The sequence below is a fragment of the Micromonospora sp. NPDC048835 genome, from assembly GCF_040649995.1.
Classification (GTDB): Bacteria; Actinomycetota; Actinomycetes; order Mycobacteriales; family Micromonosporaceae; genus Micromonospora.
In genome coordinates this window covers 49,745-76,649 of record NZ_JBEZGM010000025.1, presented here as the reverse complement: position 1 = coordinate 76,649, position 26,905 = coordinate 49,745, and the positions used below count along the sequence as shown (strand labels likewise).

The 26,905-nt window shown below is 72.7% G+C and carries 24 protein-coding genes and 1 riboswitch; of the genes, 11 read left to right on the top strand and 13 right to left on the bottom strand.

Translation table 11 applies throughout. The features are described from left to right. Nucleotides 1-20: 20 nt before the first annotated feature. The 7 genes from AB0C15_RS25545 to AB0C15_RS25515 all read right to left on the bottom strand — a co-directional run bounded on the left by AB0C15_RS25545 (nt 21) and on the right by AB0C15_RS25515 (nt 6,065). Complete coding sequence (locus tag AB0C15_RS25545) at nt 21-1,481, bottom strand: alpha/beta hydrolase (RefSeq protein WP_357355931.1); 1,461 nt, start codon at nt 1,479-1,481, stop codon at nt 21-23. Between the two features lie 126 nt (nt 1,482-1,607). After that, nucleotides 1,608-1,877: a hypothetical protein gene (locus tag AB0C15_RS25540; RefSeq protein ID WP_357355930.1), complete on the bottom strand. Its 270-nt coding sequence runs from the start codon at nt 1,875-1,877 to the stop codon at nt 1,608-1,610. Further along, nucleotides 1,874-2,221 (bottom strand): helix-turn-helix domain-containing protein, encoded by a 348-nt coding sequence (locus AB0C15_RS25535; RefSeq protein ID WP_357355928.1) that lies wholly within the window; start codon nt 2,219-2,221, stop codon nt 1,874-1,876. Before AB0C15_RS25535 ends, AB0C15_RS25540 begins: the two co-directional genes overlap by 4 nt. Before the next feature lie 163 nt (nt 2,222-2,384). Beyond that, nucleotides 2,385-2,558 (bottom strand): CsbD family protein, encoded by a 174-nt coding sequence (locus AB0C15_RS25530; RefSeq protein WP_088986618.1) that lies wholly within the window; start codon nt 2,556-2,558, stop codon nt 2,385-2,387. Nucleotides 2,559-2,632: 74 nt separating this feature from the next. Beyond that, a complete protein-coding gene (locus tag AB0C15_RS25525) occupies nt 2,633-4,879 on the bottom strand; it encodes a heavy metal translocating P-type ATPase (RefSeq protein WP_357355925.1) in 2,247 nt (748 codons plus the stop codon). 12 nt (nt 4,880-4,891) lie between these two features. Beyond that, the gene (locus tag AB0C15_RS25520; protein WP_357355923.1) at nt 4,892-5,842 is read right to left on the bottom strand and encodes a hypothetical protein; all 951 of its coding nucleotides are present in this window, start codon (nt 5,840-5,842) and stop codon (nt 4,892-4,894) included. 13 nt (nt 5,843-5,855) lie between these two features. Further along, nucleotides 5,856-6,065, bottom strand: a complete 210-nt coding sequence (locus AB0C15_RS25515) for a copper ion binding protein (protein WP_357355921.1) — start codon at nt 6,063-6,065, stop codon at nt 5,856-5,858. An 89-nt stretch (nt 6,066-6,154) separates the two neighbouring features. Between AB0C15_RS25515 and AB0C15_RS25510 the strand changes: the two genes are divergently transcribed. Further along, entirely contained in the window at nt 6,155-6,451 is a 297-nt protein-coding gene (locus AB0C15_RS25510) for a metal-sensitive transcriptional regulator (protein ID WP_030329541.1), read from the top strand. A 6-nt stretch (nt 6,452-6,457) separates the two neighbouring features. On the opposite strand, the gene AB0C15_RS25505 is transcribed toward AB0C15_RS25510, so the two are convergent. Next, nucleotides 6,458-8,542 carry a copper-translocating P-type ATPase gene (locus AB0C15_RS25505; protein ID WP_357355919.1) on the bottom strand — a complete coding sequence of 695 codons (2,085 nt, stop codon included), beginning with the start codon at nt 8,540-8,542 and terminating at the stop codon, nt 6,458-6,460. Between the two features lie 308 nt (nt 8,543-8,850). Here AB0C15_RS25505 and AB0C15_RS25500 point away from each other — a divergent pair, with 308 nt between their 5' ends. Continuing rightward, nucleotides 8,851-10,239 carry a YibE/F family protein gene (locus AB0C15_RS25500; RefSeq protein WP_357355917.1) on the top strand — a complete coding sequence of 463 codons (1,389 nt, stop codon included), beginning with the start codon at nt 8,851-8,853 and terminating at the stop codon, nt 10,237-10,239. A 166-nt stretch (nt 10,240-10,405) separates the two neighbouring features. Further along, nucleotides 10,406-10,536: riboswitch (cyclic di-AMP (ydaO/yuaA leader) on the top strand. Between the two features lie 4 nt (nt 10,537-10,540). Continuing rightward, the gene (locus AB0C15_RS25495) at nt 10,541-11,560 is read left to right on the top strand and encodes a hypothetical protein (RefSeq protein ID WP_357355915.1); all 1,020 of its coding nucleotides are present in this window, start codon (nt 10,541-10,543) and stop codon (nt 11,558-11,560) included. Between the two features lie 57 nt (nt 11,561-11,617). On the opposite strand, the gene AB0C15_RS25490 is transcribed toward AB0C15_RS25495, so the two are convergent. Beyond that, nucleotides 11,618-12,355: a carbonic anhydrase gene (locus AB0C15_RS25490; RefSeq protein ID WP_357355913.1), complete on the bottom strand. Its 738-nt coding sequence runs from the start codon at nt 12,353-12,355 to the stop codon at nt 11,618-11,620. 226 nt (nt 12,356-12,581) lie between these two features. Here AB0C15_RS25490 and AB0C15_RS25485 point away from each other — a divergent pair, with 226 nt between their 5' ends. Both AB0C15_RS25485 and mycP read left to right on the top strand, forming a co-directional pair. After that, a complete protein-coding gene (locus AB0C15_RS25485) occupies nt 12,582-12,914 on the top strand; it encodes a MarR family winged helix-turn-helix transcriptional regulator (RefSeq protein WP_357355911.1) in 333 nt (110 codons plus the stop codon). 52 nt (nt 12,915-12,966) lie between these two features. Next, the gene (gene mycP / locus AB0C15_RS25480) at nt 12,967-14,196 is read left to right on the top strand and encodes a type VII secretion-associated serine protease mycosin (protein WP_357355909.1); all 1,230 of its coding nucleotides are present in this window, start codon (nt 12,967-12,969) and stop codon (nt 14,194-14,196) included. A gap of 114 nt (nt 14,197-14,310) precedes the next feature. Here mycP and AB0C15_RS25475 read toward each other — a convergent pair whose 3' ends face one another. The 3 genes from AB0C15_RS25475 to eccCa all read right to left on the bottom strand — a co-directional run bounded on the left by AB0C15_RS25475 (nt 14,311) and on the right by eccCa (nt 19,095). Further along, a complete protein-coding gene (locus AB0C15_RS25475; RefSeq protein ID WP_357355907.1) occupies nt 14,311-14,589 on the bottom strand; it encodes a WXG100 family type VII secretion target in 279 nt (92 codons plus the stop codon). A gap of 25 nt (nt 14,590-14,614) precedes the next feature. Next, on the bottom strand, nt 14,615-14,923 hold the full coding sequence (locus AB0C15_RS25470) for a WXG100 family type VII secretion target (protein ID WP_357355905.1): 309 nt from the start codon (nt 14,921-14,923) through the stop codon (nt 14,615-14,617). A 206-nt stretch (nt 14,924-15,129) separates the two neighbouring features. Next, nucleotides 15,130-19,095, bottom strand: coding sequence for a type VII secretion protein EccCa (gene eccCa / locus AB0C15_RS25465; RefSeq protein WP_357355903.1), 3,966 nt, complete (start codon nt 19,093-19,095; stop codon nt 15,130-15,132). Nucleotides 19,096-19,261: 166 nt separating this feature from the next. On the opposite strand from eccCa, the gene eccD reads away from it, so the two are divergent. Then, a complete protein-coding gene (gene eccD / locus AB0C15_RS25460; RefSeq protein WP_357355901.1) occupies nt 19,262-20,659 on the top strand; it encodes a type VII secretion integral membrane protein EccD in 1,398 nt (465 codons plus the stop codon). 22 nt (nt 20,660-20,681) lie between these two features. Here eccD and AB0C15_RS25455 read toward each other — a convergent pair whose 3' ends face one another. Continuing rightward, nucleotides 20,682-21,869, bottom strand: a complete 1,188-nt coding sequence (locus AB0C15_RS25455; RefSeq protein ID WP_357355900.1) for a type VII secretion protein EccE — start codon at nt 21,867-21,869, stop codon at nt 20,682-20,684. A 161-nt stretch (nt 21,870-22,030) separates the two neighbouring features. Between AB0C15_RS25455 and eccB the strand changes: the two genes are divergently transcribed. From eccB to AB0C15_RS25430, 5 genes are all read left to right on the top strand, one after another. After that, a complete protein-coding gene (eccB, locus tag AB0C15_RS25450) occupies nt 22,031-23,647 on the top strand; it encodes a type VII secretion protein EccB (RefSeq protein WP_357355898.1) in 1,617 nt (538 codons plus the stop codon). Between the two features lie 46 nt (nt 23,648-23,693). Further along, entirely contained in the window at nt 23,694-24,104 is a 411-nt protein-coding gene (locus tag AB0C15_RS25445) for a hypothetical protein (protein ID WP_357355896.1), read from the top strand. Next, entirely contained in the window at nt 24,097-25,380 is a 1,284-nt protein-coding gene (locus AB0C15_RS25440; protein WP_357355894.1) for a hypothetical protein, read from the top strand. Before AB0C15_RS25445 ends, AB0C15_RS25440 begins: the two co-directional genes overlap by 8 nt. 205 nt (nt 25,381-25,585) lie before the next feature. Next, on the top strand, nt 25,586-25,945 hold the full coding sequence (locus tag AB0C15_RS25435; RefSeq protein ID WP_357355892.1) for a hypothetical protein: 360 nt from the start codon (nt 25,586-25,588) through the stop codon (nt 25,943-25,945). A 153-nt stretch (nt 25,946-26,098) separates the two neighbouring features. Next, nucleotides 26,099-26,905 carry a hypothetical protein gene (locus tag AB0C15_RS25430; protein WP_357355890.1) on the top strand — a complete coding sequence of 269 codons (807 nt, stop codon included), beginning with the start codon at nt 26,099-26,101 and terminating at the stop codon, nt 26,903-26,905.

Below are 26,905 nucleotides of genomic sequence, written 5' to 3'. Positions count from 1 at the left end.
ACCCGGGGCCGGTGGCGCGATCACACCTCGGGTTCGACGGCCGGACAGCTCGCACCCCGGGCGGGCACCACCCGGTCGATCAGGTACGAGTCGACGATTCGTTGCACGCACGGGCTGCTGGTGTAGCTGCCGTGTCCCCACCCGTCATAGGTGAGCAGCGCGCCGTGCCGGCCCAACTGTCGCGCCACGTTGTGCGCCCAGTCGTAGCCGGTGGCCGGGTCGTGCACCGTGGCGGCGAGCAGCAGCGGCACCTCGGTGTGGACCCGTAGCCGATGCTGCGGGTTGGCCACCGGCGTCGGGGCACCCAGGCAGGTGACCAGGGCGAACAGCGCCGGCGGGTAGCGCAGGTCCGGCGCGAGCCGGGCCGCCCGGCGCAGGTGTCCGACGTACTCGCGGTAGTCGCGGACCGGCAGGCTCCAGTCCTGACAGAAAACCGCGAAGGGGTACGGAGCCACGGCGCCGCCGGTCGTTGGGCCGGCGCTTCGCATGGCGGTGGCGGCATCCATCCTGCCCAGCCACTCGGCCAGGCCCGGCCACCGCCAGGTGTCGTAGAACTCCTTGTGGGTGAGCCGGCTCAATTCGAATGGGGTCAGCACCACCCCGGGCCGCTTCGGGTCGGTCAGCAGGCCGCGCTCGGCCCGCACCTGCACCCCGGCCCAGACCGACCGGAGGTCCCGGCCGTGCAGGGCACAGGCCGTGGACCGTTCACACCAGGCGGCGAACTCGTCGAACGCGCCCTCCGCTGTGGCGGCCTGGGTGTCCAGGAAGGCGCGGGTGCCGAGGCTGTGGTCCATCGTGGCCTCCAGCACCATGGCCCGGACCCGGTCGGGGTACAGCTCGGCGTACCGCTGCCCGAGCAGGGTGCCGTACGAGCTGCCGTGGAAGGTCAACTGCCGTTCGCCGAGCGCGGCGCGGACCGCGTCCAGATCGCGGGCGGCGCTGGTGGTGTCGACGTGGTCGTAGAGCGCCCCGGTGCGGGCCCGGCAGTCGGTACGCAACAGCGCGTTGTTGGCAAGTGTGGCGTCGAACTGCGCCTGGTCGGCGATCAGTTGCGGTTGCCGGGCGAGCAGGTCCCGGGCACAGACCACCGGGTGGCTGCCGCCGGTGCCGCGCGGGTCGAAGCTGACGATGTCGAATCGCGCACGAAGGTCGGCGCTGAATCGGGAGCTGCCGTTCACCACCCGGTCGACGCCGCTGTCGCCCGGCCCGCCGGGGCCGAAGACCAGCGCGCCTTTCCGGGTGGCCGGGTCCGCGACCCGGCGGGCCAACGACAGGTCGAAGCGTTCACCCCCGGGTCGGTTCCAGTCCACCGGCAGCGACAGGGTGCCGCACTCGGCGCTGGTGTCCGTGGCGCAGGGCCGCCAGTCGATCGGCGCAGTGGGCTGCGCTCGGGCGGCGGCCGGGCTCGCCGGGGTCAGGCCGGCGGCCGTCAGGGCCAGGGCCACCGCCCAGCCGACTGCGGATTTGCGTACGCGCAGCATGAGGTGCTGTCCTCTCCTCGAAGGAGCGTTGCAGGTGAAACTCGCCAACTGGGCGAGGTGATGCTGCTTCCACCCGGGCCGTCGAGTAGCCGCTCGGCGGCCCGGGGTCTCTTCCGTCCGCCCGGGTCAGTCGACCTCGCGCAGGACGCGTTCCAGCGTGGTCATCCGGGTCTCCATCCCGCCCAGCCGGCCATCCATCGCCGTGAGCAGTCGGGCGTTCTCCGCCTGGGCCTGAGCGGCCGTCTCGGCGAGCCGGCGGTAGTCGTCGGCGCGGGTCGCCTCGTACCGGGCGCGCCGGGTCTTGGCAAGCTGCACGACGCTCACCGTGAACACGCTGATCAGCAGGGCGAAGACGCCGATCGCGCCGACCACCTCGGTCCAGTCGTGCTCGCTCATTCCTGCGCTCCCGGCTGCTCGCCCGAGTCGGGCACGGTCAGCGTCTCGACAGCCGCCGCGATGACCGCGGGGGTGAGTGTGAGCACGAACGGCTCCACCTCGTAGTAGTTCATGGCCTTCCCGTCCTCCGACAACTCCAGGCGGGCGGTGACCAGCCCGGCCGCCGCCAGCTTCCGTAGGTGGACCTGCAACAGCGCTCGACTGATGCCCAGTTGCCGGGCCAGCCCGCTGACGTACGCACGCTCGCGGGCCAGCGCGGCGACGACCCGCAGCCGGTGCGGGTTGGCCAGGGTGGCCAGCACCCGGACCAGGTCGTCGCCGGTCGGCGGTGAGGCGGCGCTCATAACCAGCCCTTGCACATGCCAAGGAAAGTTAGCAGGTGTCGGCGAACTGCGGTGCGGACGAGAAGCGGAATCAGGGGGATCTCAGGGTCGGCGAAAGAGGCCGGACACACAGCACGCCGGGCCGGTGATGATCACCGGCCCGGCGTGCGGGGTACGTCGTACGTCAGCTCTTGAAGGCGTCCTTGATCTTCTCGCCCGCCTGCTTGAGCTTGGCGGTGGACTGGTCGGCGCGACCCTCCGCCTCCAGCTGCTCGTTGTCGGTGGCCCGACCGGCGCCTTCCTTCAGCTTGCCGGCCGCGTCCTCGGTGGCGTTGTTGATCTTGTCGTCGAATCCCATTGCCAACCTCCATTGCAAGCGTCGCTACGACAACAGAGGTACCCCCGCCGTCACCGCACCAACCATTACCGTCGTCACAGATCGGCGGCGGCCGACCGGAAGCGCCGCAGGCGCAGGCTGTTGGCCACCACGAAGACCGAGGACAGCGCCATCGTGGCACCGGCGATCATCGGGTTGAGCAGCCCGGCGGCGGCCAACGGCAGGGCCGCCACGTTGTAACCGAACGCCCAGAACAGGTTGCCCCGGATGATGCCGAGCGTGCGTCGGGACAACCGGATGGCGTCCACCGCGGCGTCCAGGTCGCCCCGGACGAGGGTGAGGTCGGCCGCCTCGATCGCCACGTCGGTGCCGGTGCCCATGGCCAGCCCCAGATCGGCCTGGGCCAGCGCCGGGGCGTCGTTGACCCCGTCACCGACCATCGCCACCGACCGCCCCTCGGCCTGGAGCCGCTTGATCACGTCGACCTTTCCGGCCGGCAGCACCTCGGCGATCACCTCGTCGACGCCCACCTCGGCGGCGACCGCGCGAGCCACCGCGGCGTTGTCACCGGTCAACAGGACCGGCGTCAGCCCCAGCCCGCGCAGCCGGGCCACCGCCGCCCGACTGCTCGGGCGCACCGCGTCGGCGACCGCGAGCACGCCACGGGCCCGCCCGTCCCAGCCGGCGACGATCGCCGTACGGCCGGCAGCCTCCGCGTCGCGCACGGCCCACTCGACCTCCGGCGGTACGTCGATGTCGCGCTCGCGCAGCAGCCGGGCCCGACCGACGAGCACGGCCCGACCGTCGACCGTGCCGGTCACCCCCAGCCCTTCCAGGTTGCCGAAGGCGGTCACCGGGGGCAGCGTGCCCGCCTCGGTCGCCCCGGCGGCGACGGCACGCGCGATCGGGTGCTCGGAGGCGGCCTCCACCGCACCGGCGAGCCGGAGCAGTTCGGCCCGGTCCACACCGCTCGCCGGCACGACGTCCACCAGGGTCATCCGGCCGGTCGTCACGGTGCCGGTCTTGTCGAGCACGACGGTGTCCACCCGACGGGTCGACTCCAGCGCCTCCGGCCCCTTGATCAGCACGCCGAGCTGGGCGCCCCGACCGGTGCCCACGAGCAGCGCGGTCGGCGTGGCCAGACCGAGCGCGCACGGGCAGGCGATGATCAGCACGGCCACGGCGGCGGTGAACGCGGCGGTCGGGCCGGCTCCGGTGCCGAGCCACCAGCCGAGCGTGCCGACGGCGAGGGCGATGACGATCGGCACGAAGACACCGGAGAGCCGGTCGGCAAGCCGCTGCGCGGCCGCCTTGCCGCTCTGCGCCTGCTCGACCAGATCGGCCATCCGGGCGAGCTGGGTGTCCGCGCCGACCCGGGTCGCGGTGACGATCAGCCGCCCACCCGCGTTGATCGTGGCACCGACCACGCCGGCACCGGGGCCGACCTCGACCGGCACCGACTCACCGGTGAGCATGCTGGCGTCGACGGCCGAGGTGCCCTCGTCCACCACCCCGTCGGTGGCGACCTTCTCCCCGGGGCGGACCACGAACCGGTCACCGACGGCGAGCCGGTCCACCGGGATCGGGGTCTCCACGCCGTCGCGCAGCACCACCACGTCCTTGGCGCCCAGGTCGAGCAGGGCGCGCAGGGCGGCACCGGCGGTGCGCTTGGACCGGGCCTCGAAGTAGCGTCCGGCCAGGATGAACACGGTGACCCCGGCCGCCGCCTCCAGGTAGATGTTCCCGGCGCCGTCGGTCCGGGTGATGTCGAAGCGGAACGGGTGCGTCATCCCGGGCATCCCCGCGTCACCGAGGAAGAGCGCCCAGAGCGACCAGCCGAAGGCGGCAAGGGTGCCGAGCGACACAAGCGTGTCCATGGTTGCCGCGCCGTGCCGCAGGTTGGTCCAGGCGGCCCGGTGGAACGGCAGCCCGCCCCAGACCACCACCGGGGCGGCCAGGGTCAGCGACAGCCACTGCCAGTAGTCGAACTGCCAGGCCGGGACCATGGCCAGCAGGACCACCGGCACGCTCAGGGCCACCGAGACCCAGAGCCGGGTACGCGGGCCCCGCAACGGATCCACCGGAGGCTCCGCGCTGGGCGGGGCCGACAGCGCCGCCGTGTAACCGGTCTTCTGCACGGTGACGATCAGGTCGTCCGGCGTGACGCCGTCGGCGTACCGGACGGTCGCCTTCTCGGTGGCGTAGTTGACGGTGGCGCTCACCCCGTCCATCCGGTTGAGCTTCTTCTCGATCCGGGCGGCGCACGCGGCGCAGGTCATCCCACCGATCGCCAGTTCGATCCGGTTCGGTGCCTCGGGCAGTGGTCTGCTGGTGGTGGTCATCGTCTGGTCCCGTCAGTCGTGTCCGTGCCCGGGGGTGCCGTGGTCGGCCCCACCTGTCGGTGCGGGTCCGCTCGGGGTGGCGACGTCCCCGGCCATGGCAGCGCCGGCGACCACTGTGAATTCGGCGGTGTGCACCCGCCCGCCGTGCTTGAAGTCGAGGTAGAGCCGGTAAGTGCCGGCCGAGGGGACGTCGGCGAGGAACGTGACGGCCGGGCCGGGCCGGGTACGCCCATCGCCCGGCGTCCCGTCCGGGTGCACGTGCAGGTACGCCAGATCACCCCGACGCAGCGCCACCAGGTGCCCGTACGCGCCCAGGTAGGGCTCCAGGTCGGTGACCGGCTGCCCGTCCCGGCTGACGGTAAGGGTCAGCGACGACGTACGGCCGGGCTGCGGCGCACCGGTCAGGGTGACCGTGTAGCCGTCGACGGTGGCGCTTGTCGTCGGTGCGGGCAACTGCCGCTCGGTCAGCTCGCCGGGGACGGTCACGTCCACGCCGAGGGTCAGCGGCTCGCCCCCGGTCGGGGTGAAGTCGGCGAACGCCCGCCACTGCCCGGGGCCGGCGAGCGGGCTGTCGACCCGCCAGGTGCCGTCCGGGGCCAGCTCGGGGTGCACGTGGCGGAAGCCGGAGAGGTCCCGTCGGGCGACGATCAGGTGCATCTGCTTGTCGTGAGCCACCTCGTAGCTGGTGACCGGGCGGCCGTCCGGGCCGGCGACCTGGAAGGCGAACTCGCCGGCCGGGGCGTCGAGCGGTTCGAGGGTGTAGCCGCGCTCGGAGACGAGCAGGCCGCCGGGGAGCCGGTCGGCTGTTGCGCTCCGCCCGCCGGTCGTCGGAGTGGCGGCGGCGTCGTCGTGCCGGCTCTCGGCGACCGGGGCGGGGTCGACGACCCGGCCGATCCCGTAGGTCGCGCCGAAGACCGCCACCAGGCCGACGGCGAACCCGGCCAGTCTCGTCACCGTGCGCACGCCGGCCCTCCGATCACGCGTCGACGAGGTCGTAGCCGGCCTCGTCGACGGCGGCCCGGACGACCGCGGTGTCCAGCGGCTGCTCGCTGCTGACGGTGACCCGGCCGGCCGCGAGGTCGACCTGGACGTCACGCACGCCCTCGATGGCGCCGACCTCGGCGCTCACCGCGCTGACGCAGTGCCCACAGGTCATGCCCTGCACCTGGTACGTCGTGTTGACCATCGAACGACTCCCTTACGGGTACCGGGTGGGGGTATCCCATCCGGTAGCGACCGTACCATACCCCCTGGGGGTACGCTATCCTTGCCGGCATGACCGCACCCACCCCGATCCGCGGATACACCGCAAGCAAGGACCAACTGCTCGCGCGGCTCCGCCGCGTCGAGGGGCAGGTCCGGGGCATCGAGAAGATGGTCGACGACGACCGCTACTGCATCGACGTGCTCACCCAGATCTCCGCGATCCAGGCCGCCCTGGACAAGGTGGCCCTCGGGCTGCTCGACGGGCACGCCCGGCACTGCATGCACGAGGGCGCCGCCGAGGGTCGGGCCGACGAGATGGCCACCGAGATGATGGCGGCGGTCGGACGACTCATGAAGCGCGGCTGACCGGCCTCACTCCGACGCCGGGTCGAGACGGACCGTACGCAGCAACTGCGCGTTGAGCGCCACCACGATCGTGGACGCCGACATCAGCACCGCGGCCAGAGCCGGGCTCAACGCCACACCCGCCCAGGCCAGCACTCCGGCGGCCAGCGGCAGTGCCACCACGTTGTAGCCGGCCGCCCAGGCCAGGTTCTGTCGCATCTTCCGGTACGACGCCCGGGACAGCCGGACCACGGCCCCCACCCCGCGCGGGTCCGAGGACGCCAGCACCACCGCCGCCGACTCGATCGCCACGTCGGTGCCCGCGCCGATCGCGATGCCCACATCCGCCCGGGCCAGCGCCGGCGCGTCGTTCACCCCGTCGCCGACCATCGCCACCACCAACCCCCGCCGCTGGAGTTCGGCCACCCGGTCGTCCTTCTCCGCCGGCAGCACCTCGGCGAAGACCTCGTCGACACCGGGTCGGAAGCCGAGGTCAGCCGCGACCGCCTCGGCCACCGGCCGCGCGTCACCAGTGATCATGGCGATGGTGCGGACCCCCTCGGCACGCAGCTCGTCAACGGCACGCCGGGCCTCCGGTCGCACCTCGTCGGTCAACGCGAACGCGCCGAGCACGGTCTCCGGCAGCCGCACCAGATACAGCACCGCGGCACCTCGCGTCGACCATCGCCCGGTCGCTTCCCGCACCTGCGCCGGGAGCGGAAGGCCCAACTCCCGCAGCAGCGCCGGCCCGCCCACCGCGTACTCCGTTCCGTCGATGGACGCCCGCACTCCCCGACCCGGCAGCGACCGGAAGCCGACGGCCCGAGTCGGGCCGGCGGGCCCGGCCGCCGCCACGATCGCCCGGGCCAACGGGTGCTCGCTCTCCGACTCGACGCCCGCCGCGATCCGCAGCACCTCGCCCCGCTCGACGCCGGGCTCCGTCACCACATCGGTCACCCCGTGCTCGCCCCGGGTCAGCGTGCCGGTCTTGTCGAAGAGCACCGCGCCGACGGTCCGCATCCGCTCCAGGGCCAACCGGTCCTTGACCAGGATCCCGGAGCGCGCGGCGAGAGCGGTGGAGAGCGCGACGACAAGCGGAATGGCGAGACCCAGCGCGTGCGGACAGGCGACCACCAGGACGGTGACCGCACGGACCACCGCCTCGTCCGGCCGACCGAGCGCGGTCCAGACCAGCACGGTCAGCACGGCGGTGCCGGTGGCCAGGTAGAAGAGCGCGGCAGCGAACCGGTCGGCCAACAGTTGGGCCCGTCCACCGGAACCCTGGGCCTGCGCGACCATCCGCTGGATGCCGGCGAGGGCGGTCTGCTCACCCAGCGCCTCGATGCGTACCCGGATCGCCGAGTCGGTGGCGACGGTGCCGGCCACCACCCGGTCGCCCGCCGTCCGGGCCACCGGTCGCGACTCGCCGGTGATCATCGACTCGTCCAGTTCGGCGTCGCCGTCGACGACCCGACCGTCGGCCGGCACCCGACCTCCCGGCCGGACCAGCACCACGTCACCGACCCGCAGACCGGTCACCGGCACCGCCTCGACCCGCCCGTTCGCCGTCACCCGCTCGGCCTCGTCCGGCAGCAGCGCGGCAAGCGCCGACAAGGCCCCCCGGGCCTGCCCGATGGCCTTCATCTCCTGCCAGTGCCCGAGCAGCATGATGGTGACGAGCGCGGCCAACTCCCACCAGAAGTCCAGGTCGAAGGCGCCGACGCTGGTCGCCAGGGACGCGGTGTAGGCGACGGTGATCGCCATCGCGACCAGCAGCATCATCCCGGGTGCCCGGTCCCGCACCTCCCGGACCGCACCGACCAGGAACGGCCAACCGCCCCACCAGAACACCACCGAGCCGAGCACCGGGCCCACCCAGGACCGACCGGCGACGCCGCCCCCGGGCAGGTTCAGCCGGTCCGCCACGAGGTGACTGGTCAGCACCACCGGCACGGTCAACACCAGGCACACCCAGAACCGGCGGCGGAACATCGCCGGATCGTGCCCGGCGTGCTTGTCGTGCCCGTGCTCGTCGTGCCCGGCGTGCCTGTCGTGTGGCACGGGTCCGGTGGGTTGCGGGTGGCCGGGGTCCGGCGGTGACGGAGCGGGCATGGCTCCAACATGCCGGTCCGGCGACCGCCACGCGGCCGGATCGGCCACCCGACACTCCACGACCTGCGGCCCCCAGCCGGGCTGGCTAGCATCTCCCCCGATGGCCCTCCGTATGCCGCTGCGCAGCCGGGCACCAGCGCCGCTCCGCCGTGGCGTCGCCCCCGGCCGACCCGGCCAAGCTCTGACCGTCCGTGATCACGCGGTCGTCAGGCAGCGATCCGCCCCGCCGTCCGCCGCGTTTCCACCGAAACGGTGAACCGCCCGGCCCGCTGACCCGTACCCCGCACCGGATCGTTGGGAGTCCCACCTTGGCCGCCAACCACACACACTCCGCTCCGTCCGCCCCACCGAGGGTGCGACGGATCCTCGTCGTGACCGTGGTGCCTCTCTTCGTCGCCACCGTGCTCGCCGCGGCGCTGCTCTGGCCGCGCGGTGAGTCACCGCGGAGCGGTGGTGACGCGGACGTGCCGCGCTACCCCGGCACGGTCACCCGGGTGGTGAGCGAGCCGTGCCCGCCGGCGCCGTCGGTGCCCGAGGGCACCCCGCGGGTCGGCGAGGGGCGGTGCGGCACGGTCGACGTCCGGGTGGACGACGGGCCGGCCGCCGGGCAACAGGTGCGGACGCCGGTGCCCGACGGGCCGGGAGCACCCCGGGTCGAGGTCGGCGACGAGGTCATCCTGGTCGAGCTGGCCGACCCGGTCGACCCCACCACGAGCAACTGGAACATCGCCGAGCACCAACGCGGTACCCCGATGGTGTGGCTGGCGGTGGTCTTCGCGGCCGCGATCGTCGCGTTCGGTCGGTGGCGAGGTCTCGCCGCGCTCGCCGGGCTGGCCGCCAGCTTCGCCATCCTGCTCACCTTCGTGCTGCCGGGCATCGGCGCCGGCAGATCACCACTGCTGGTGGCGGTGGTCGGCGCGGCCCTGATCATGTTCGTGGTGCTCTACCTGACGCACGGGGTCTCCGCACAGACGTCGGTCGCGGTGCTCGGCACGCTGGGCAGTCTGGTGCTGACCGGCGTCCTCGCCACCATCGCCACGGCCGCGACCCACCTCACCGGCTTCGGCAGCGAGGACGCCACCACCCTGTCGATGTTCCAGGGCGACGTGGACCTGCACGGTCTGCTGCTCGCCGGGATCATCATCGGGTCGCTCGGTGTGCTCGACGACGTGACGGTCACCCAGGCCGCCACCGTCACCGAGCTGGCGAACGCGAATCCCGGGCTGTCCCGACTGCAGCTCTACCGGGCGGCCACCCGGGTCGGTCGAGCCCACATCGCCTCCACCGTCAACACCATCGTGCTGGCGTACGCGGGCGCGTCGCTGCCCCTGCTGCTCCTGCTCACCGCCGACTCGCGGCCGATCGGGCAGATCCTCACCAGTGAGTTCCTGGCACAGGAGATCGTCCGCAGCGCGGTCGCCACCCTCGGTCTGATCGCCGCCGTGCCGCTGACCACCGGGCTGGCCGCAGTGGTGACCGCCGCCGGACGCGCCGACGCCACGCCGTCCACCGACGCCACGCCGTCCACCGACGCTGCCGCCTCGCGACCCCAGCGGGACCGCACCGAGGCACTTGCCGCACTCAGCTCACCGCGAACGGCCGGCTCCGAGGAGCCGGACCAACTGCGGACCGCACCCCCATCCCAGGCCACCGACAGGTGGCCGGAGTCGAACAGGAGCACGGATACGGCATGGTGACACTCCTCAGCGTGACCAGATCGGGCATCCACCCTGAGAACCGCGTCACTGGTCACTCAACGCTATGGCGAAATGACGCTTTTGGTCGGCATCCAGGCGTAGCTCACCCGGTCGACTCTCGGGTAACCTCGCTGCCGGTTACCGATGAAGGCGCGAAGCGGCGCCTGCGGTGCCACCGCCCAATCGCCAACCGGCGAGCCGGGGACCCAGGCACCTGGGGTGAATCCGCGCCAGCGGTAGGGGCCACTTCCGCCCCGAACCCGTCAGCTAACCCGGTCGGCGGTCGACGGAAGGGAACATTGTGACGGCACCCCTACGCCGCTGGATGACACCCGTGGTGGCCGTGATCGCCGCACTCACCGTGTTCGCCGGGCCGTTCCCGGCGCACGCCGCCCCGGCGAACCCCACGCCGTCCGGGCACGAGGAGGACAGCGAGCCCAAGCTGCTCAACGACGTCATCGAGCAGGCCAACCGCGACTACTCCGCCGCCAAGTCCAAGCTGGACAAGTCCAAGAAGCGGCAGGGTGAGTTGGCCGCCGAGGTCAACCGGGCCAGGGCCGACCTGGACGCGCTGGCCCCGCAGGTCGGGCAGATCGCCGCTCAGGCGTACCGGACCGGCCGGATCGGCGCGGTCGCGATGCTGCTGGAGAGCGAAGCGCCCGACTCGTTCGTCCGGCGCGCCGGGATGCTCGACGAGATGAACATGGTCAACGAGAAGAAGCTCTCCGAGGTCAACGAGGTGAAGGCCCGCGCCGAGCAGGCCAAGCTGGCCCTCGACACCGAGGTCCGCGAGCAGCAGAAGCAGACCGCCCTGATGGCGAAGCGAAAGAGCGAGGCCGACAAGGCGCTCGCCCTCGTCGGCGGGAAGGGCTTCACCGGCGGTCTGGTGGACGCCACCTCCAAGATCGCGAAGATCGGCCCGGGTCGCACCGCCGACGGCGACTGGAAGCCACAGTCGTGCAGCGAGAAGGACCCGACCACCTCCGGCTGCATCACGCCGCGCACGTTGCACGCGTACAAGGAGGTCAGGGCCGCCGGCTTCAAGCGGTTCGTCGGCTGCTACCGGCCCGGCGGGCCATGGGAGCACCCGAAGGGCCGCGCCTGCGACTGGTCGCTCCAGAAGAGCGGATTCTCCCCGTGGCACAACAACGACACCCGGACGTACGGCAACAACGTCGCCGCGTTCCTCATCCGTAACGCCGACCGGCTCGGCATCTACTACGTGATCTGGAACCGACAGATCTGGTTCCCGGCCACCGGTTGGAGTTCGTACAGCGGGCCGTCGAACCACACCGACCACGTACACATGTCGCTGCTCTGATCCGCACGAACCCCGTCCGAGGGCCGTTCCGCACGATGCGGAGCGGCCCTCGACGCGTCAGACGGCGGCAGCAGCGGCCGGGTCGGTCGACTCCGGCGATCCGCCCGGGGCGTCCACGCTCGCGAAGCCGGCCGGCACGGCGGCCACCGGTCGCACCGCTCCGGCGGCCAGCCGGTAGGACATTCCCACCACTGCGCACCGCCCTCGCGCCACCTGGTCGGCAAGCACCGGGGACTGCTCGATGAGCGTCTCGACGGTCTGTGCGATGTGGACGTCGACGATCCCGTCGATGTCGGTCACGCCCTGGGCCTCGGCCCGGCGCAGGCTGGGCAGCACGGCGTCGACCACCGCGCGCAGGTGGCCACTCGGTGCGGTACCGGTCGCCGCGGACTCCCGGGCGGCCTGCACCGCGCCGCACGAGTCGTGGCCCAGCACGACCACCAGCGGAGTGCCGAGCACGGTCACCGCGTACTCGACGCTGCCGAGCACCTCGGGGCCGGCGGTGTGCCCGGCGGTGCGCACCACGAACAGGTCGCCAAGCCCACGGTCAAAGATGATCTCGGCGGCCAACCGGGAGTCGGAGCAGCCGACGATCACCGCGAACGGGTGTTGCCCGTCGGCCACGGCTGCCCGGTGACCGGCATCCTGGTTGGGGTGGCGGGGGGCGCCGTCGACGAAGCGCCGGTTGCCGGCGACCAACTCGGCGTACGCCCGCGTCGGCTCGCCTGGCGCGGACTCCCGGTCGGTGGTCCGCTGCGAACCCGGCTGACCGCCGGAGCTTCCAGTTTGACTCATCCCGCACCTCGTCTCCACGCATTTGACCTGCTCAAACCGGCTTTCCGTCGGCCGGGCGGCGGGCGCTGGCTCGTGCTCCACCGTCACACGCACCGTAAGATGCGTCAAGGTATGCGTGATTTAGATTTCATACGTTGACTCCGGCCGCCCCCTGGCCGACCGTGCCGGGGCGGGGCGGACCACACTTCCGCGAGGGCAGGCGGACATCCGGAAGGCGGTCGACACGATGGCGAACACGGTGACGGGCGACACCAACGGGCGGAACTGGACGTTCCTCACCAACCACGGGCACGTCCTGCTGGCCATCGCCCGCGACCCGACCGCCCGGCTGCGCGACGTCGCGGCCGAGGTCGGCGTGACCGAACGGGCCGCGCAGGCCATCGTGGCCGACCTGGAGGCCGGCGGCTACCTGCACCGCACCCGGGTCGGGCGACGGAACGAATACACCCTGAACCCGGCCGGCCGGTTCCGGCACCCCGCCGAAGCCGACCGGCAGGTCGGCGACCTGCTCGCGCTCTTCGCCGACACCCCCACCGCGAAGACGGACCCACGGGCCTGACCCCCCGTCACCGGGGGCGGCTGACCGACCGTCCCGGCGGTAACCTTTGCTTGTGCGCGAATGCCCGCCGTTGAGCGCGACCCCGTCCCGACGTGCCCTTCGCGGTGTCCTCAGTGGAGCGCTGGCGACCCTGCTCGGCGCCGGCCTGGTGGCACCCGCACCCGCGACCGCCGCACCACCCCTCTGCGGCCCGACGGGCCCCGACAGCCTGACCCAGACACCGTGGGCGCTACGCCGGCTCGAGCCCTCCTCGGCGTGGCCGCTGTCGCGGGGCGCCGGGGTCACGGTGGCCGTGATCGACTCCGGAGTCTCCGCCGCCCACCCGCTCCTCAAGGGGCAGGTGCTCGACGGCCGCGACTTCAACGGCCTGACGGCCCGCAAGGGCCAGTGCGACGAGGCCGGGCACGGCACCCTGATCGCCGGCATCATCGCGGGCCGGGAAGGCACCGTCGTCCCCTTCAGCGGCATCGCCCCGGCCGCCCGCATCCTGCCGATCCGGGTCCTGCCGCAGCTCGGCGAGGTCAACAACCCGCAGCTCCCCGGGCAGGTCGCCGCGGCCATCGACTGGGCCGTCGACCAGGGCGCCGACGTGATCAACCTGTCCCTGACCACGATCCCCCGCCCCGAGCTGACCGCAGCCGTCGAGCGCGCACTCGCCAACGGGGTGGTGCTCGTCGCCGCCGCCGGCAACCGGAAGGAAGACTCGCAGAGCCTGCCGGGTTACCCGGCCGCGTACCCGGGGGTGATCGCGGTCGGTGGGGTGGACGAGCAGGGGAGCCACGTCGGCACCTCGATCAGCGGCGACTACGTCGACATCGCCGCACCGGGCATGAACATCGTCGGGCCGGCGCCCGGAAACACCGGCTACCGCACCGTGCCGGAGGGCGGCACCAGCTACGCGGCAGCGTACGTGTCGGGCGTGGCCGCGCTGGTCCGGGCCGCCTACCCCAACCTCAGTCCGCAGCAGGTCGCGGATCGGCTCAAGCGCACCGCGGACAACCCACCCGAGGGTCAGAACGCCGACATCGGCCACGGGATGGTCAACCCGTACCGGGCCGTGTCGAGCCTGCTCGGCACCCGGGCCAACGCACCCGCCAGCGCCCTCCCGGCACCCGCCGTCGCCGACGACCCGCTGAGCTGGCAGCGCCCCGCCGCGATCTGGGCGGCGGTGATCGGAGGGCTGCTCGCCGTGCTGCTGCTGGTAGCGCGACCGATCATGGCCCTGGGTCGCCGACGCGCCTGGCGCCCGGGTCGACGCACGGACGCACCGACTGCCGGCTGAGCGCCGCCGCACCGCCCTACGCGGTGCTCACGCCCTGCGCGGTGCCTTCGCCTGCGCCAACGCAGAGCGGCTCCGGGCCGGACGAACCGGACCGGAGCCGCACGGGCGAAAGCCTCAGCTCCACACCTTGGAGTTGCTCATCTCCGTGGTGAGGTAGTTTTCGCGGGCGATGCCGACGGCACCGCCGATCTCGTTCAGGATCCGGTTGATGTCCTGGACCGCCGCATCCCACTTCGCCTGGTGCTGCTCGTAGGCGACCCGGTCCTCGCCGTCCCAGTGCAGCTTGGTCAGCATCGACCGCAGCGTGTCGAGCTTCTCCTCGAGTGTCTTCGAGATGGCCTGCATCTGCTGGTTGCTGCTCTCGAGGACCGCATAGTCAACTTTGATCGTCACGATTTCCTCCTCTGCCGGCTGCAGATCACGGGTTGAGAGCAGCGTGGAACTTGTCCAGCATCTGCTGCTGATCCTGGTCGTTGACCTCGTGCGTCGTACCCGACTTGTCAAGCAGGTCAGCGATGTTGTCCATCGCCGTCAGCAGCTTGCTCGTGTCTTCGCTCCAACGCGTCATCAGCGACTGGAAACCCGTGGACGCCTGACCCTTCCACGCGATGGCCAGGTCGTCGACCACGTTCCACAGCTTCTTCAGCTCGCCGTCGACCTCGCTGCGCGTGGACCGCACGTCACTCGCGGCGGTATGCAGAGTCGCAGCTTCGACCTCGAACGCCATGCTTCACACCCTTCCGTCTAATGTGGTGGCGGCTTCGCCGCACCCCTCCCCCGCGGCAAGGCAGCAACACCCCACCGACGGACACTCCTGTGAAGACCGTAGCGGAACCTGTCCAGGCCCCGCAGCCCTGACCGGTGACGTTCGATGGATGGTGGTGAATCGGGCCGAGACGGCCCCACCACCCCCTACCGAACGGCCGACCGCGCTCAGGCCGGCTCGGACCAAGCGGTCTGAATCAACTGCTGGCCGTCGCGCCGGCGGACCAGGGTGCCCCGACCGGGCGGCTGCGGGCTCGGTCGCAACGTGCCGAAGACCGTGCCCTCCTCCCGGTTACCGGACATCAGCAGGCCCGGCGAGTCCAACTCGCGCAGCCGTTGCAACACCGGCTCGTACAGCGCCCTGGACACGCCACCGACGCGGCGCGTGATGACCAGGTGCAGACCGATGTCGCGGGCCTGCGGCAACAACTCCTGGAGGGCGCTGAGCGGGTTGCTGCCGCCGGAGGCCACCAGGTCGTAGTCGTCCACCAGGATGTACAGGTCCGGACCCTTCCACCAGCTCCGATCACGCAGCTGGGCGGTGGTCACGTCCGGGCCGGGCAGCCGGTTGGACAGCGCGGTACGGATCGACCCCAGCCCCTGGGCGAACGCCTGGTTCGACGGGGCGTAGTCGAGCAGGTGGTCACCCTCCACCGCCCCCAGCAGGCCACGCCGGTAGTCGGCGATCACCAGCCGGGCCTGCGCCGGCGTGTACCGCTCGGTGATCCCCCGGGCGATCAGGCGCAGCAGGTTGGTCTTGCCGCACTCCGCGTCACCGAAGACCGTCAGGTGCGGCTCGTTGGCCAGATCCAGGTAGACCGGCGCGAGTGCCGACTCGTTGACACCGATCGGCAGACCGGGTGCCGACCTGTCGATGATCCGGGCCAGCTCGGCCACCGGCAAACGGCGCGGCAACAAGCGCACCTTCGGTGCCGGGCGACCAGGCCAGTTCGCCGCCACGTGCCCGGCCAGGGACAGCGAGGCCTCGCTCAGATCCTCGATGTCGCGCCGACCGTCGATCCGCGAGATGGCGGTGAGGAAGTGCAGCTTGTCCCGGGTCAAACCCCGACCCGGCGACTTGTCCGGCACGTTGTTCGCCGCCCGGCGGTCGATCTCGGACTCCGACGCGTCGCCGAGGCGCAGCTCCAACTTGGTGCCGAGCAGGTCCCGCATGTTGATCCGGATCTCCGCCCACCGCACGGCGGTGAGCACCACGTGTACGCCGAAGCCGAGGCCCCGGTTGGCCAACGTGGTGATCGTCTGCTCCAACTCCTCGTACTCCTGGCGCAGCGTGTTCCACCCGTCCACCACCAGGAACACGTCGCCGAACGGGTCGTCCGCGAACTCGCCGGCGGCCCGGCGACGGCGGTAACTCGCCACCGAGTCGATGCCGTGCTGGGCGAAGCGACTCTCCCGGTCGTCAAGCACCGCGACCACCTCGGCGACCGTCCGGCGGACCGCCTCGACGTCGCGTCGGCCGGCCACCCCGGCCAGGTGCGGCAACCGCTCCATGCTGCGCAGCGCGCCCCCGCCGAAGTCCAGGCAGAAGAACTGCACCTCCCGCGGCGTGTGCGTGAGCGCCAGCGAGGCGAGCAGCGTCCGCAGCATCGTGCTCTTGCCACTCAGCGACCGACCAACGATTACCACGTTGCCGCCGGCGCCGGCCAGCTCGACCATCATCGGGTCGCGGCGCTGCTCGTACGGGCGGTCCACCACGCCGACCGGCACGGTCAGCCGGCCACGCCCGGGCCAGGACGCGGTGCACAGCCCGTAGGTCGGGTCGACGGCCAGCGGGCCGAGCAACTCCCCCAGGCCCGGCGGGTCGGCAAGCGGCGGCAGCCAGACCTGGTGGGCCGGACGGCCTCGACCCTTGAGCTGGTCGATGAGCACGTCGAGCATCGCCACGGCCTTGCCGTCGGCCGGCTGCTCCGGCTCCGGAGCGGTGTCCACCGGCACCTGCGGGACCTGCACCGGAACGAAGTCGAGGCCGTACGGCACGATCCGCCGCTGCACCAGCGCCTGCGAGGCGGAAGCCTGCTGCCCCGGTGCCCGGTACGCCCCCGACACGTACGCGGCCCGGAACCGCAGCATGGTGCTGGTGTCCGTCTTCAGATAGCCGTGACCCGGCGCGTTCGGCAGCTCGTACGCGTCCGGCACACCGAGCACGATCCGGCTCTCCACCGCGGAGAACGTGCGCAGACCGATCCGGTACGACAGGTGCGTGTCGAGGCCCCGCAGCTTGCCCTCCTCCAGGCGCTGGCTGGCCAGCAGCAGGTGCACGCCGAGGGACCGACCCAGCCGGCCGATCATGACGAACAGGTCGATGAAGTCCGGTTTGGCGGCGAGCAGCTCGCTGAACTCGTCACAGATGATCAACAGGCTGGGCATCGGCGCCAGCGGCTCACCGGCCGAACGCGCCTTCTCGTACTCGAAGCGGGAGACGTAGTTGCCCGCCGCCCGCAGCAGCTCCTGCCGGCGCACCATCTCGCCGGCGAGCGCGTCGCGCATCCGGTCGACGAGCGGCAGCTCGTCGGCCAGGTTGGTGATCACCGCGCTGGTGTGCGGCAGCGCCTCCAGCGAGGCGAAGGTCGCGCCGCCCTTGAAGTCCACCAGGACGAAGTTGAGCTCCTCGGACGAGTGGGTCACCGCCAACGCGGCCACCACCGTACGCAGCAGCTCGCTCTTGCCGGACCCGGTCGCGCCGATCACCAGACCGTGCGGGCCCATGCCCTCGTGCGCCGACTCCTTGAAGTCGAGCTCGACCACGTTGCCGTCCGGACCGACGCCGAGCGGGATGCGCAGCCGGTCGCGGTGACCGCGCGGACGCCAGGTGTTCTGCACGTCCACCGCCGCCGCGTCACCGACACCGAGCAGGTCCGGAAGCTCGGTGCTGCGGGCCAGCGGCTCGTCGCCGCCGGTCTGCTGCTGGGAGAGCCGGAACGGGGCGATCTGTCGGGCCAACCCCTCGGCGGCCTCGGCGCTGAGCCGGTCGGGCCGCCCCAGCGTCGACGACGAGCTGCCGCGGACCAGATCCAGCTCGTTGCCGTCGCCCACGTCGAGGCAGAGCAGCCAGCGGCCGGCGTCGCGCGGCACCGTCCCGGACAGGTCGATCACGGTGGCACCGAGCAACCCCGGCCCCACCAGTTGGCAGGTCGGTGAGATCTCGCCGCCGTCGATCACCACGACCAGGTGCGGGGCCGTGGTCAGCGGCTTTGCCTCCGGCGCGAACCGGGGCCGCCCGGCCAGCTCGGCGTTGAGCGCCGCCTCGGCCTCGGCCAGGCTGGCGAAGACCAGCCGACGCGCGCCGGCCGCGTCGGTACGACCGCTGTGGTGGGCGTGTGGCAGCCACTTCACCCAGCCCCAGGACGACTGCCGGTCCGGTGCGGCGACCACCGCGATCACCAGGTCGTCCGGGGCGTGGAAGGTCGCCAGCTGGCCGAGTGCCGCCCGGGTCAGGTCCAGCACGGGCTCGCGGTCCCCGCGCAGCACCACCCGGCTGAACGCGCGCACCGACAGCGCCGTCGGCAGCTCCGGCACCGTGGAGTGTGCACGGACGAAGCGGCGCAGCGCGATGGCGCTCATCGGCTCCAGGTCCTCCACCGGCTTCGTCTCCGGTGGAACGATCTCCACGGCGAGCCGCTGCGGGCCGAGGGCGATCCGGGTCTCGCCGAAGTCGTCCTCGGTGATCCGCCGTTCCCAGAGTCGTCGGGAGGCGGCGATCGACCAGAGCGCGTCGGGCTCCGGGTGCCGCCACGCCATCGCGGCGCGCTGCTGCTCCGCGGCGCGCCGGGTGCGCTTGCGCATCTGCGCCAGGTAGCGCATGTAGTCGCGGCGATCGGCGTTCAGCTCGGCCTTGTCCTTGCCACCGTTGTTGGCCAGCGAGCCGATCGCCATCCCGAGCATCGAGACACCGAACAACCCACCGGCGACGTACGTCATCATGCCGCCGCCCTTGCCGGCGTAGAGGAACGCCATGGCTCCGACCCCGCAGAACATCGGCAGGATCATGAGCAGCTGCCCCATCCCACGCGGTGTCGGCTCGGGCAGCTCGGGAGGCGATTCCAGCAGCACCTCGCCGCGCGGTAAGGCCGGCCCCGGCTGACGCGGGAGCCGGCGGAACACCACCGTGCTCACGGCTGTCTCCTCCCCAGAAGCGGCCCTGATGACGTGCGGCCGCGGCACACCGCCCGCGGGTGGGCATCGTACGTGCCCGTCATCGTAGGTAATCTGCCGTGTGCGCGGTGGACCCGGACCGCAGCATCACAGCCAGCCGATCACAGACGCACACCTGGAGGCCACTGTGGCGACGAAGACGGCGACCGGTGGGCTGAGCCGGATCACCATCGTGGCCCCGCGTACCCGAATGGACCTGGCGCTGCCGTCGGACGTGCCGATGGCCGACCTGCTCCCCACCCTGCTGCGCTACGCCGGCGAGGACATGGCCGACGAGGGCGCGCGCCACGGCGGCTGGGCACTGTCCCGGTTGGGCGGTGCACCCCTCGACGGTGGTCGTACCGCCGCGCAGCTCAGCGTCCGCGACGGCGAGGTGCTCTACTTCAATCCTCGGTCCGACGCGGCCCCGGAGATCGTCTTCGACGACGTGGTGGACGCGGTCGCCACCGCCACCAACCAGCGCCCCGGCGCCTGGCAGACCGGGGCGACCCGATCCTTCGCGGTGGTCTTCGCGGCAGCGGCGCTCGGTGCCGGCGCGCTTGCCGCGCTCTTCGCCGGCCCGCCGCATCTACCCGGCGCGTTGGCCGCGCTGCTGGTCGCGGTGGCGCTGCTGGTGGGCGCCGCGGTGCTCTCCAGGGCCGCCGGTGACAGCGGCATCGGCGCGGTGCTGGCCCTGGTCGGTCTGGTGCACGCGGCCACCGGCGGCCTGTTGCTGCTCGCCGGCGATCGATCGCTGACCGAGCTGGCCAGTCCGCATGTCCTGCTCGCGGCGACCGCCGCGGTGGTGGCCGGCGCGGTGGCCGTGCTGGCGGTCGGCGACCGATACCCGCTCTTCTTCGCGGCGATCGGGGTCGCGGCCGCGACCGGCCTGGGCGCGGTGCTCTGCCTGGTGTTCGGTCTGGACGCGGCGGCCTCCGCCGCGGTGGTCGCGGCGGTCGCGTTCGGCGTGGTGCCGGCACTGCCGATGATGGCCTACCGGCTGGCCCGGCTGCCGGTGCCGTCGATCCCGACCGGTCCCGAGGACCTGAAGACCGACAGTGAGTCGGTGGACGGTCGGCAGGTGCTCCAGCAGAGCGAGCGCGCCGACCAGTTCCTGACCGGCCTGCTGTGGACCGTCTCGCTCCTGGTGCTCGGCGCCCAGATCGTGCTGGCCCTGGACGGCCGCCTGCCAGCGGTGCTGCTGTGCCTGGTGCTGGCCCTGCTCTCGCTGCTGCGGGCCCGCCCCCTCCTGGGCCGGGCCCAGCGCACCCCGGTGCTGCTGGCCGGCACCGTGGGGCTGGGCCTGGCCGCCGCGACCACCTTCGCCGGTGGGTCGATGCCGGTCCGGCTCGGCCTGATCCTGGGCGGGCTGGTGCTCGCTGCCGTGATCAGCCTGATCTACGGTCTGACCGTCGCCGGCAAGCGCATCTCGCCGGTCTGGGGCCGGCTGCTCGACATCGCGGAGATCCTGCTCATCATCGCGCTGGTACCGCTCGCCTTCTGGGTCTGCGGCCTCTACGGCTGGATCGTCAACCTCCGACCCTGACCGCGCCGCGCCGCCGCCCCGGTCAGTGCGACCGCAGGCCGGTGGAGACACCGAGCGTCGACGCGACCGGGGCGGTGGCGTAGACGCCGGGCGCGTGCTGACCGTCCGTCGGCCGGGTGGACGCGCCCACCCGGTCGGCGACGTCGCGTACCACCTTGACCAGGGCCTCGACATGGTTGTCCATCGCCGCGACCCGCAACAGCGGCGCCGCCACCCGGCCATCGCCCGAGACGGTCACGGCCACCGTGTGCGACGGCGCCGAGGTCGCGGTGATCGCGTCCACGAGCGGACCGAGCGGCGCGTCGGAACGGCCTCGCAACGCCATGCAGCGGTGCGTCCAGCCGCCGCCGCGCAACCCGTCCCAGCTCTCGGCCGGCGCCTCCGGCACCAGGTCCAGACCGGCGGCGGAGACGATGGCCGCGCGCAGCTCCTCACGGCCCAACGGGCGATGGGCCAGCCCCGCCGAGGTCAGCGCCTTACCGAGCCGGCCGACCCCGGCGGCCACCGTCCGGTGCACACCGGTCAGCCCGCCACCCCGGCTCACCGACTCGACCCGGGCGTCGCGGACGGTGAGCCGCACCGCCACCCAGACCGTCCGGTGTGCCGCCGGTGGCGCACCGGGTGCCGGGTACCAGACGAGGGTGTGCGCGACGACCTGCGTCCGGGAGACCGGGGCGCTGAAGTCCGCGAGCACCCGCAGCGCACGGTCCACCGCGGAGGCGTCGACGGAGCCGACCGCCGCACCGGTGGCCGACTGCAGGGCGACGGCCGCGAACCAGCCCTGGTCGTCGCGCCCGATGCCGAGCCGGGTGCCCCGGTCGGTCAGCTCGATGACGCTCAGCTCGGGGGCGAGCGCAGCCAACCGCGGGTCGGTCGCCGTGCCGCTGCTCAACGCGGCCGACGCGCGATCGGCGCGCCGCCGCAGCCGTCGGCGCAACAGCAGATCCTCGAACCACCAACGGCCACCCCGGCGCGCGAAGGCCGCAAGCACGACCAGCAGCGCCGCCGCGCCCGCCGCGGGGAGAACCCAGCTGGGCCCGGCCGTGGCCGCCCAGACCCCGACCGCGCACAACTCCAGCACGACGAGCTGCCCGACGAGCACGGGGCCGACCCGTCCACGGGCGGGTCGCTCCGCCGGTGGCACCGGCCGGGTCGGAACGTCGACAGGGTCCGTGACCGCTCGGGCGGGTGGCGCCTGAACCTGCGTCATCGCTGACTGTCCCTCCTGCACGGTACGGCTCTGCGCCGGGTCGGTCCGGTGCCGGCCAACAGCGGTGGTCCCAAGGAACCACCGTCGGCCCCTTATCGTAGGGAAGCCCGCGACGACACCTCGACCTGATCGTCGCGGATCCACCCCGCCGGAGGTAAGTCATGCGGACCCGCCGCGATCAGGTGCAGGCGTACCGCTTCGTCACCCGCCGCATCGTCTCGGCCCTGCTGTCGGGCGATCCGGAGACCACGAACCTGCCGATGCGACGGCTCGGCATGGCCGTCTTCGGCAGCGTTCTCGCCGCAGCCATCGTGCTCGGCGGGGTGGGCGCGTACGGCCAGTTGACCGGCGGCTCGGCTCCGCTCGACGACAAGACCCTGGTCATCGAACGGGAGACCGGCGCGACGTACGTGTTCATCGACGGGAAGCTGCACCCGACGCTCAACTACACCTCGGCGCGCCTCATCCTGAACGACGCGAGTGCCGAGGTGCGGACGATGTCCCAGGCGTCCCTGCGAGAGCGGCCTCGCGGCGTCACCGTCGGCATCGTCGGGGCACCTGACGCCCTACCCGACCGCAAGTCGCTGACCGGGCTGCCCTGGTCGGTCTGTGACGTGCCGGACCCGGTCGACCGACAGCGGTCCAGCACCCGGCTGGTGATCGACCGTGCGCTGCCCGGCGGCAAGCCGCTCGGCGACCAGGGCGTGCTGGTCTCGGTGGACGACCAGCGGTACCTGCTCACCAACAACAGTCGACTCCAACTGCTCGATCCGGCCCGCACGATCACGGCACTGCGGATGGCCGGCACCCAGCGACTCCAGATCGGACAGCAACTGCTCAACGCCGTGCCGGCCGGGCCACCGCTGCGCAGGCCGTCGCTGACCGGTGAGGGCGAGCCCAGCAGCCGCAGGGTGGCGGGGCAGTCGTACGACGTGGGTTCGGTGTTCAAGGCCGCTGGGCGGCACTACGTGCTGACCCGTGACGCTCTCGTGTCGATTAGCGAGATCACCGCGCTGCTGCTGGTCAGCAACGGCGGTCGGATCACCGACATCACCCCGAACGAGGCCAGCGAGGCGTTCGAGGAGCGGCGGATCGAGGAGGCGGGGGTGCCGCCGACGATGCCCGCCCTCTACGCGGCCCAGCCCGGCCAGACCACGCTCTGCGCGACGTACCGGAAGGGCAGCGCGGGCGGCCCACCGACCACCACCCTGGAAATCTTCGACCGGGTGCCGACCGAGTTGACCGACAGCGATCCGGGTCTGGTGCCGGTGCGCCAGACCCGGCGCGACGCCGTACGCACCGCCGAGGCGGTGCTGCTGCCCGGTGGGAAGGGTGTCGTCGCGCAGGCCTCGCCAGGTGCCGGGACCAGCGGGTCCGGGGCCGCCGGGGCGACGATCTACCTGATCAGCCCGCAGGGCATCAGGTATCCGCTCGCCTCGGCGGCCACGCTCGACGTGCTCGGCTACGGCGGGGTCACGCCGCTGGCGGTGCCCGGCTCCCTGCTCGCGCTGATTCCGACCGGGCCGACCCTGGACCGCGAGGACGCGTTCGCCGTCTTCGCGCCGGACGCGCCGGCACCGGCCGCACCCCCGCCGGCGGCGCCGAGGTCGAGTTCCCCGTCGGCGGCACCGCCCTCGGGCTCGCCGTCCGTCGCACCGCCGTCGGGCTCGTCGTCACCGTCGGGCTCGTCGTCACCGTCGGCTCCGGCCGGTGGCGCCACGCCGAGCGGCGGGGCCGGCGGCGGGGGTTCGACGGAATCGACGGGCGCCGACGGCTGAGCCGCTTCGGCGGGTCGCCCGGAGTCGCACTGGTGGACTAACCTGGATGTCGCTGACGGTTGTCAACCAGAACGACGGGGATGTTGCCATGGCCGGGCGTACGGAAGTCGACCTGTTGTCCCTCGAGGACTTCCACGAGCACCTGGCGACGCGGTTGAGCCAGGCCGAGTCGGTGCTGCGCAAGCTCAACACCGAGATGCAGTGCAGCCCTCCTGCTCTGGGCTCGTTCCTCGACGCCACCGACAACGCGCGTCGCTACAGCGAGGTGCACCAGTCCTACGTGGACCACGCCGAACGGGTCCGGCAGGCGGTGCTCGCGGCCCAACAGGCGACGAGCACGATCCTGAGCAGCTACCGCACCGCCGAGGCGCGTAACGCGGCAAACGCCGGCGATGTCACCGCCGCGCTGACCCCGGTCGACCGGGCGTTGCAGCCGAAGGAGGACGGGCGTGTCTGAATACACCCAGCGCTACCAGGGCCAGAGCCACCAGCAGCTGTATGACGGCCTGATGGCGGGCGAGCCGGAGCAGATCGAGGGCGTGGCCACCCAGTGGGCCGAGCTGAAGGGCATTCTCGACGGCCTCGGCCGCGAGCTGAGCGGTGATCTCGACAAGCTCGCCAACACCTGGACGGGTCCGGCGGGCCAGGAGTTCCACCGGCGGCTCGGCTTCATCGTCGCCCACAGCAACGCGCTGGGCGAGGGGATGGCCGGCATCAAGCAGGGGTTGACCATGATGGCCGACCATCTGCGTGCCGCCCACAAGCAGGCCGAGAGCCCGGAGGAGACCGACGACAACGACAAGGCCATCTCCGGCGCGATCAAGGGTGGCGCGACCTTCGGTCTGACCGGTCTGATCGTCGGGGGCATCGCGGGTCACCAGCAGGACAAGGCCGAGCAGGAGAAGGCCCACCAGCGGATGGTCAACCTGGTGGCCGGCCTGGCCAGCAATTATGACCTCTCCGCCTACGACCACGTGGTCAAGCCGCCGCCGCCAGATCCGGATACTCCGACCACCGCCCGCAAGGATCCGACGACGCCGCAGAGTGTCTCGGCCATCGCCAAGGTGACCAGCGGCCCCGGGACCGGCACTGACACCGGGCACATCGGCAACGCGACGATCTCCACACCGGACAGCGTCGCCGGGCTGCCCGACGGCGATTCGGATCCGGGCGAGGTCGGCTCGGGCACCGGCGGCAGCCCGGCCGTCGTCACCGGCCCGATCGGCGCCGGAAACGGGGGCGGCACGTCCCTCGCCGGGGCGGACCCACTTGTCGGCGGCGCGCTGCTCGGCGGGGGTGCCGCGGGGCTGATCGGCCTGTCCGGGCCGGCCGGTGCGCCCGCCGCGGCGAGCACCGGCCCCGGCCTGCTCTACGGAGCACCGGGCGGGGCACCGGCCGGTGGAGTGTTGCGCAGCGGCGCGCTCGCGGGCTCGGGCAGCGCGGCTCCCACCTCGCCTCGGCCGACCGGCGGCGCCGCGACCCCGACGGAGACCCGCGCCGCGAACGCGGTCGGGCGCAGCATCGACGGCCAGCGCGGTGGTGGCGGCCGGGCCGCGGTGACCGGTGGCAACGCCCGGCCGGGGTCGGGCAGCGGTCGTCCCGGCGTGCTCGGCGGGCAGGGTCGAACTCAGGACGACGACTCCGACGAGCGACTGACCTGGCTGACCGAGGACGAGATGGTGTGGCAGGGCGACGACAGGGCCGCGCCGCCGGTGCTCGGCACCGGCAACTGACCACGTCCGCCGTCGGCAGGCTCGCAGCACCGGCGGCACCACCCGGACTGTGCGAGGTGCCCCCGATCGGAGCTGATCCGGTCGGGGGCACCACCGTTCCCGGGGCCCGACCGGTGGCGTCCACAGTGCGCATGGTGGTGGCGGTCACGCCAGCGCGGCCCGTTGCCGTGCTGCGGTAGGCCAGGACTGGCGATAGGTTGGTCGGGTGTCGTCCGCAGCGTCTGCCCGCCCAGCCCGGTGGGCTGTGCTGCGGTCACTGCGCGAGCTGACCCGTCTGGCGATCACCGCGCTGGTGCTCGCGGTCGGCCTCGGTGCCGCCCTCGCCGCGACCCCACCGCCGGCCCCCACGCAGCTACGGCCCAGTGCCGTGAGCAGCCGGGTGGCAGCTGTCCATCCCGACGCCGGGCCGGCCATCGAGCGGGCCGCCCAGCCCGCGCCCGCACCGCCGGCCGACGCTGTCGATACCGCGACGGCGACCGGTCCGGTCGCGGCGGCCCCGGTGCACCTCCGGGCCATCGATCCCGGTCGTGACACTCCAGCGCGACGCGGCCCGCCCGCCCGCTGAGCCAGGCCCGGCCATTCCCGGCGCCCGGTCCCGGCTGATCCCGCTCGGCACCTGAGTCGCCGTCGACGGGACGCCCCCTGACCGGGCCGACAGGTGCCCGCCGCGCCCTCCTGCCGCCCGTCGATACCCGCATCCGACCGCGAGGTGCTGATCATGCAGACCGTCCTCTCCGCCGTCCTGCCCGACCTCTCCCGGGCCGCCGTCATCTGGCTGAGCCTTCTGGGGGTGGTCGCAGTCGCCGTCTCCGCCCTGCTGCTGCGGCCCGGCCGGTTCGGCTTCGACCCGGGGGCCCGGATCCGCCGCGCGGCGATGCCGAGCCACCTCGAGCAGGCGCAGGAGGAGCGGGAGCAGAGCCGCTACGCGCAGGAGGTCGCGGTGGCGGCGGAGCGGGCGACCACCACCGCGCAGCGCCGCCGGGCGGAGTGGGTGGCCGCGCAGGAGGCGGTCGAGGCGGCCTGGCTGGCGTACGAGGCCGCCGAGGCTGGCGTACGACGGCTCGACGCGGCGGCCGCGATGCCGCTGCCGCACACCGTCCGGACGCCCGCCGAGTACGCGGACCGCGAGCGCTACCTGCACCGGGCGGCGTTGGATGCGTACTGGCGGCGGGAGTTGTCGGTGGAGCAGCTCAGCGACGTCTTCGCGCACCGCGCCGGGTGGGACCCGCGGCTGCACCCGGTCGAGCAGGAGCTGGTGCTCCAGCGGGCGATCCGGGACAACCTGGCGGCCGGGCACGCGGCAGCTCGCGAGCGGGAGCAGGCCACCTGGCGGGCAGCGGAGGTGGCGGTGGCCGCCGCCCGCAGTCTGCGCGAGGAGGCGCACGCGGCGACCGGCCGACGGGTTGCCGAGTCGGCGTCGGTGCTGCCGCTGAGCGAGGTCGCCCGACCGACCCGCGACAACGTCGAGCAGACCCGGGAGAACAAGGTGACCGCTCGCGGTCGGGCGACGGTGCCCGCGTTCTGA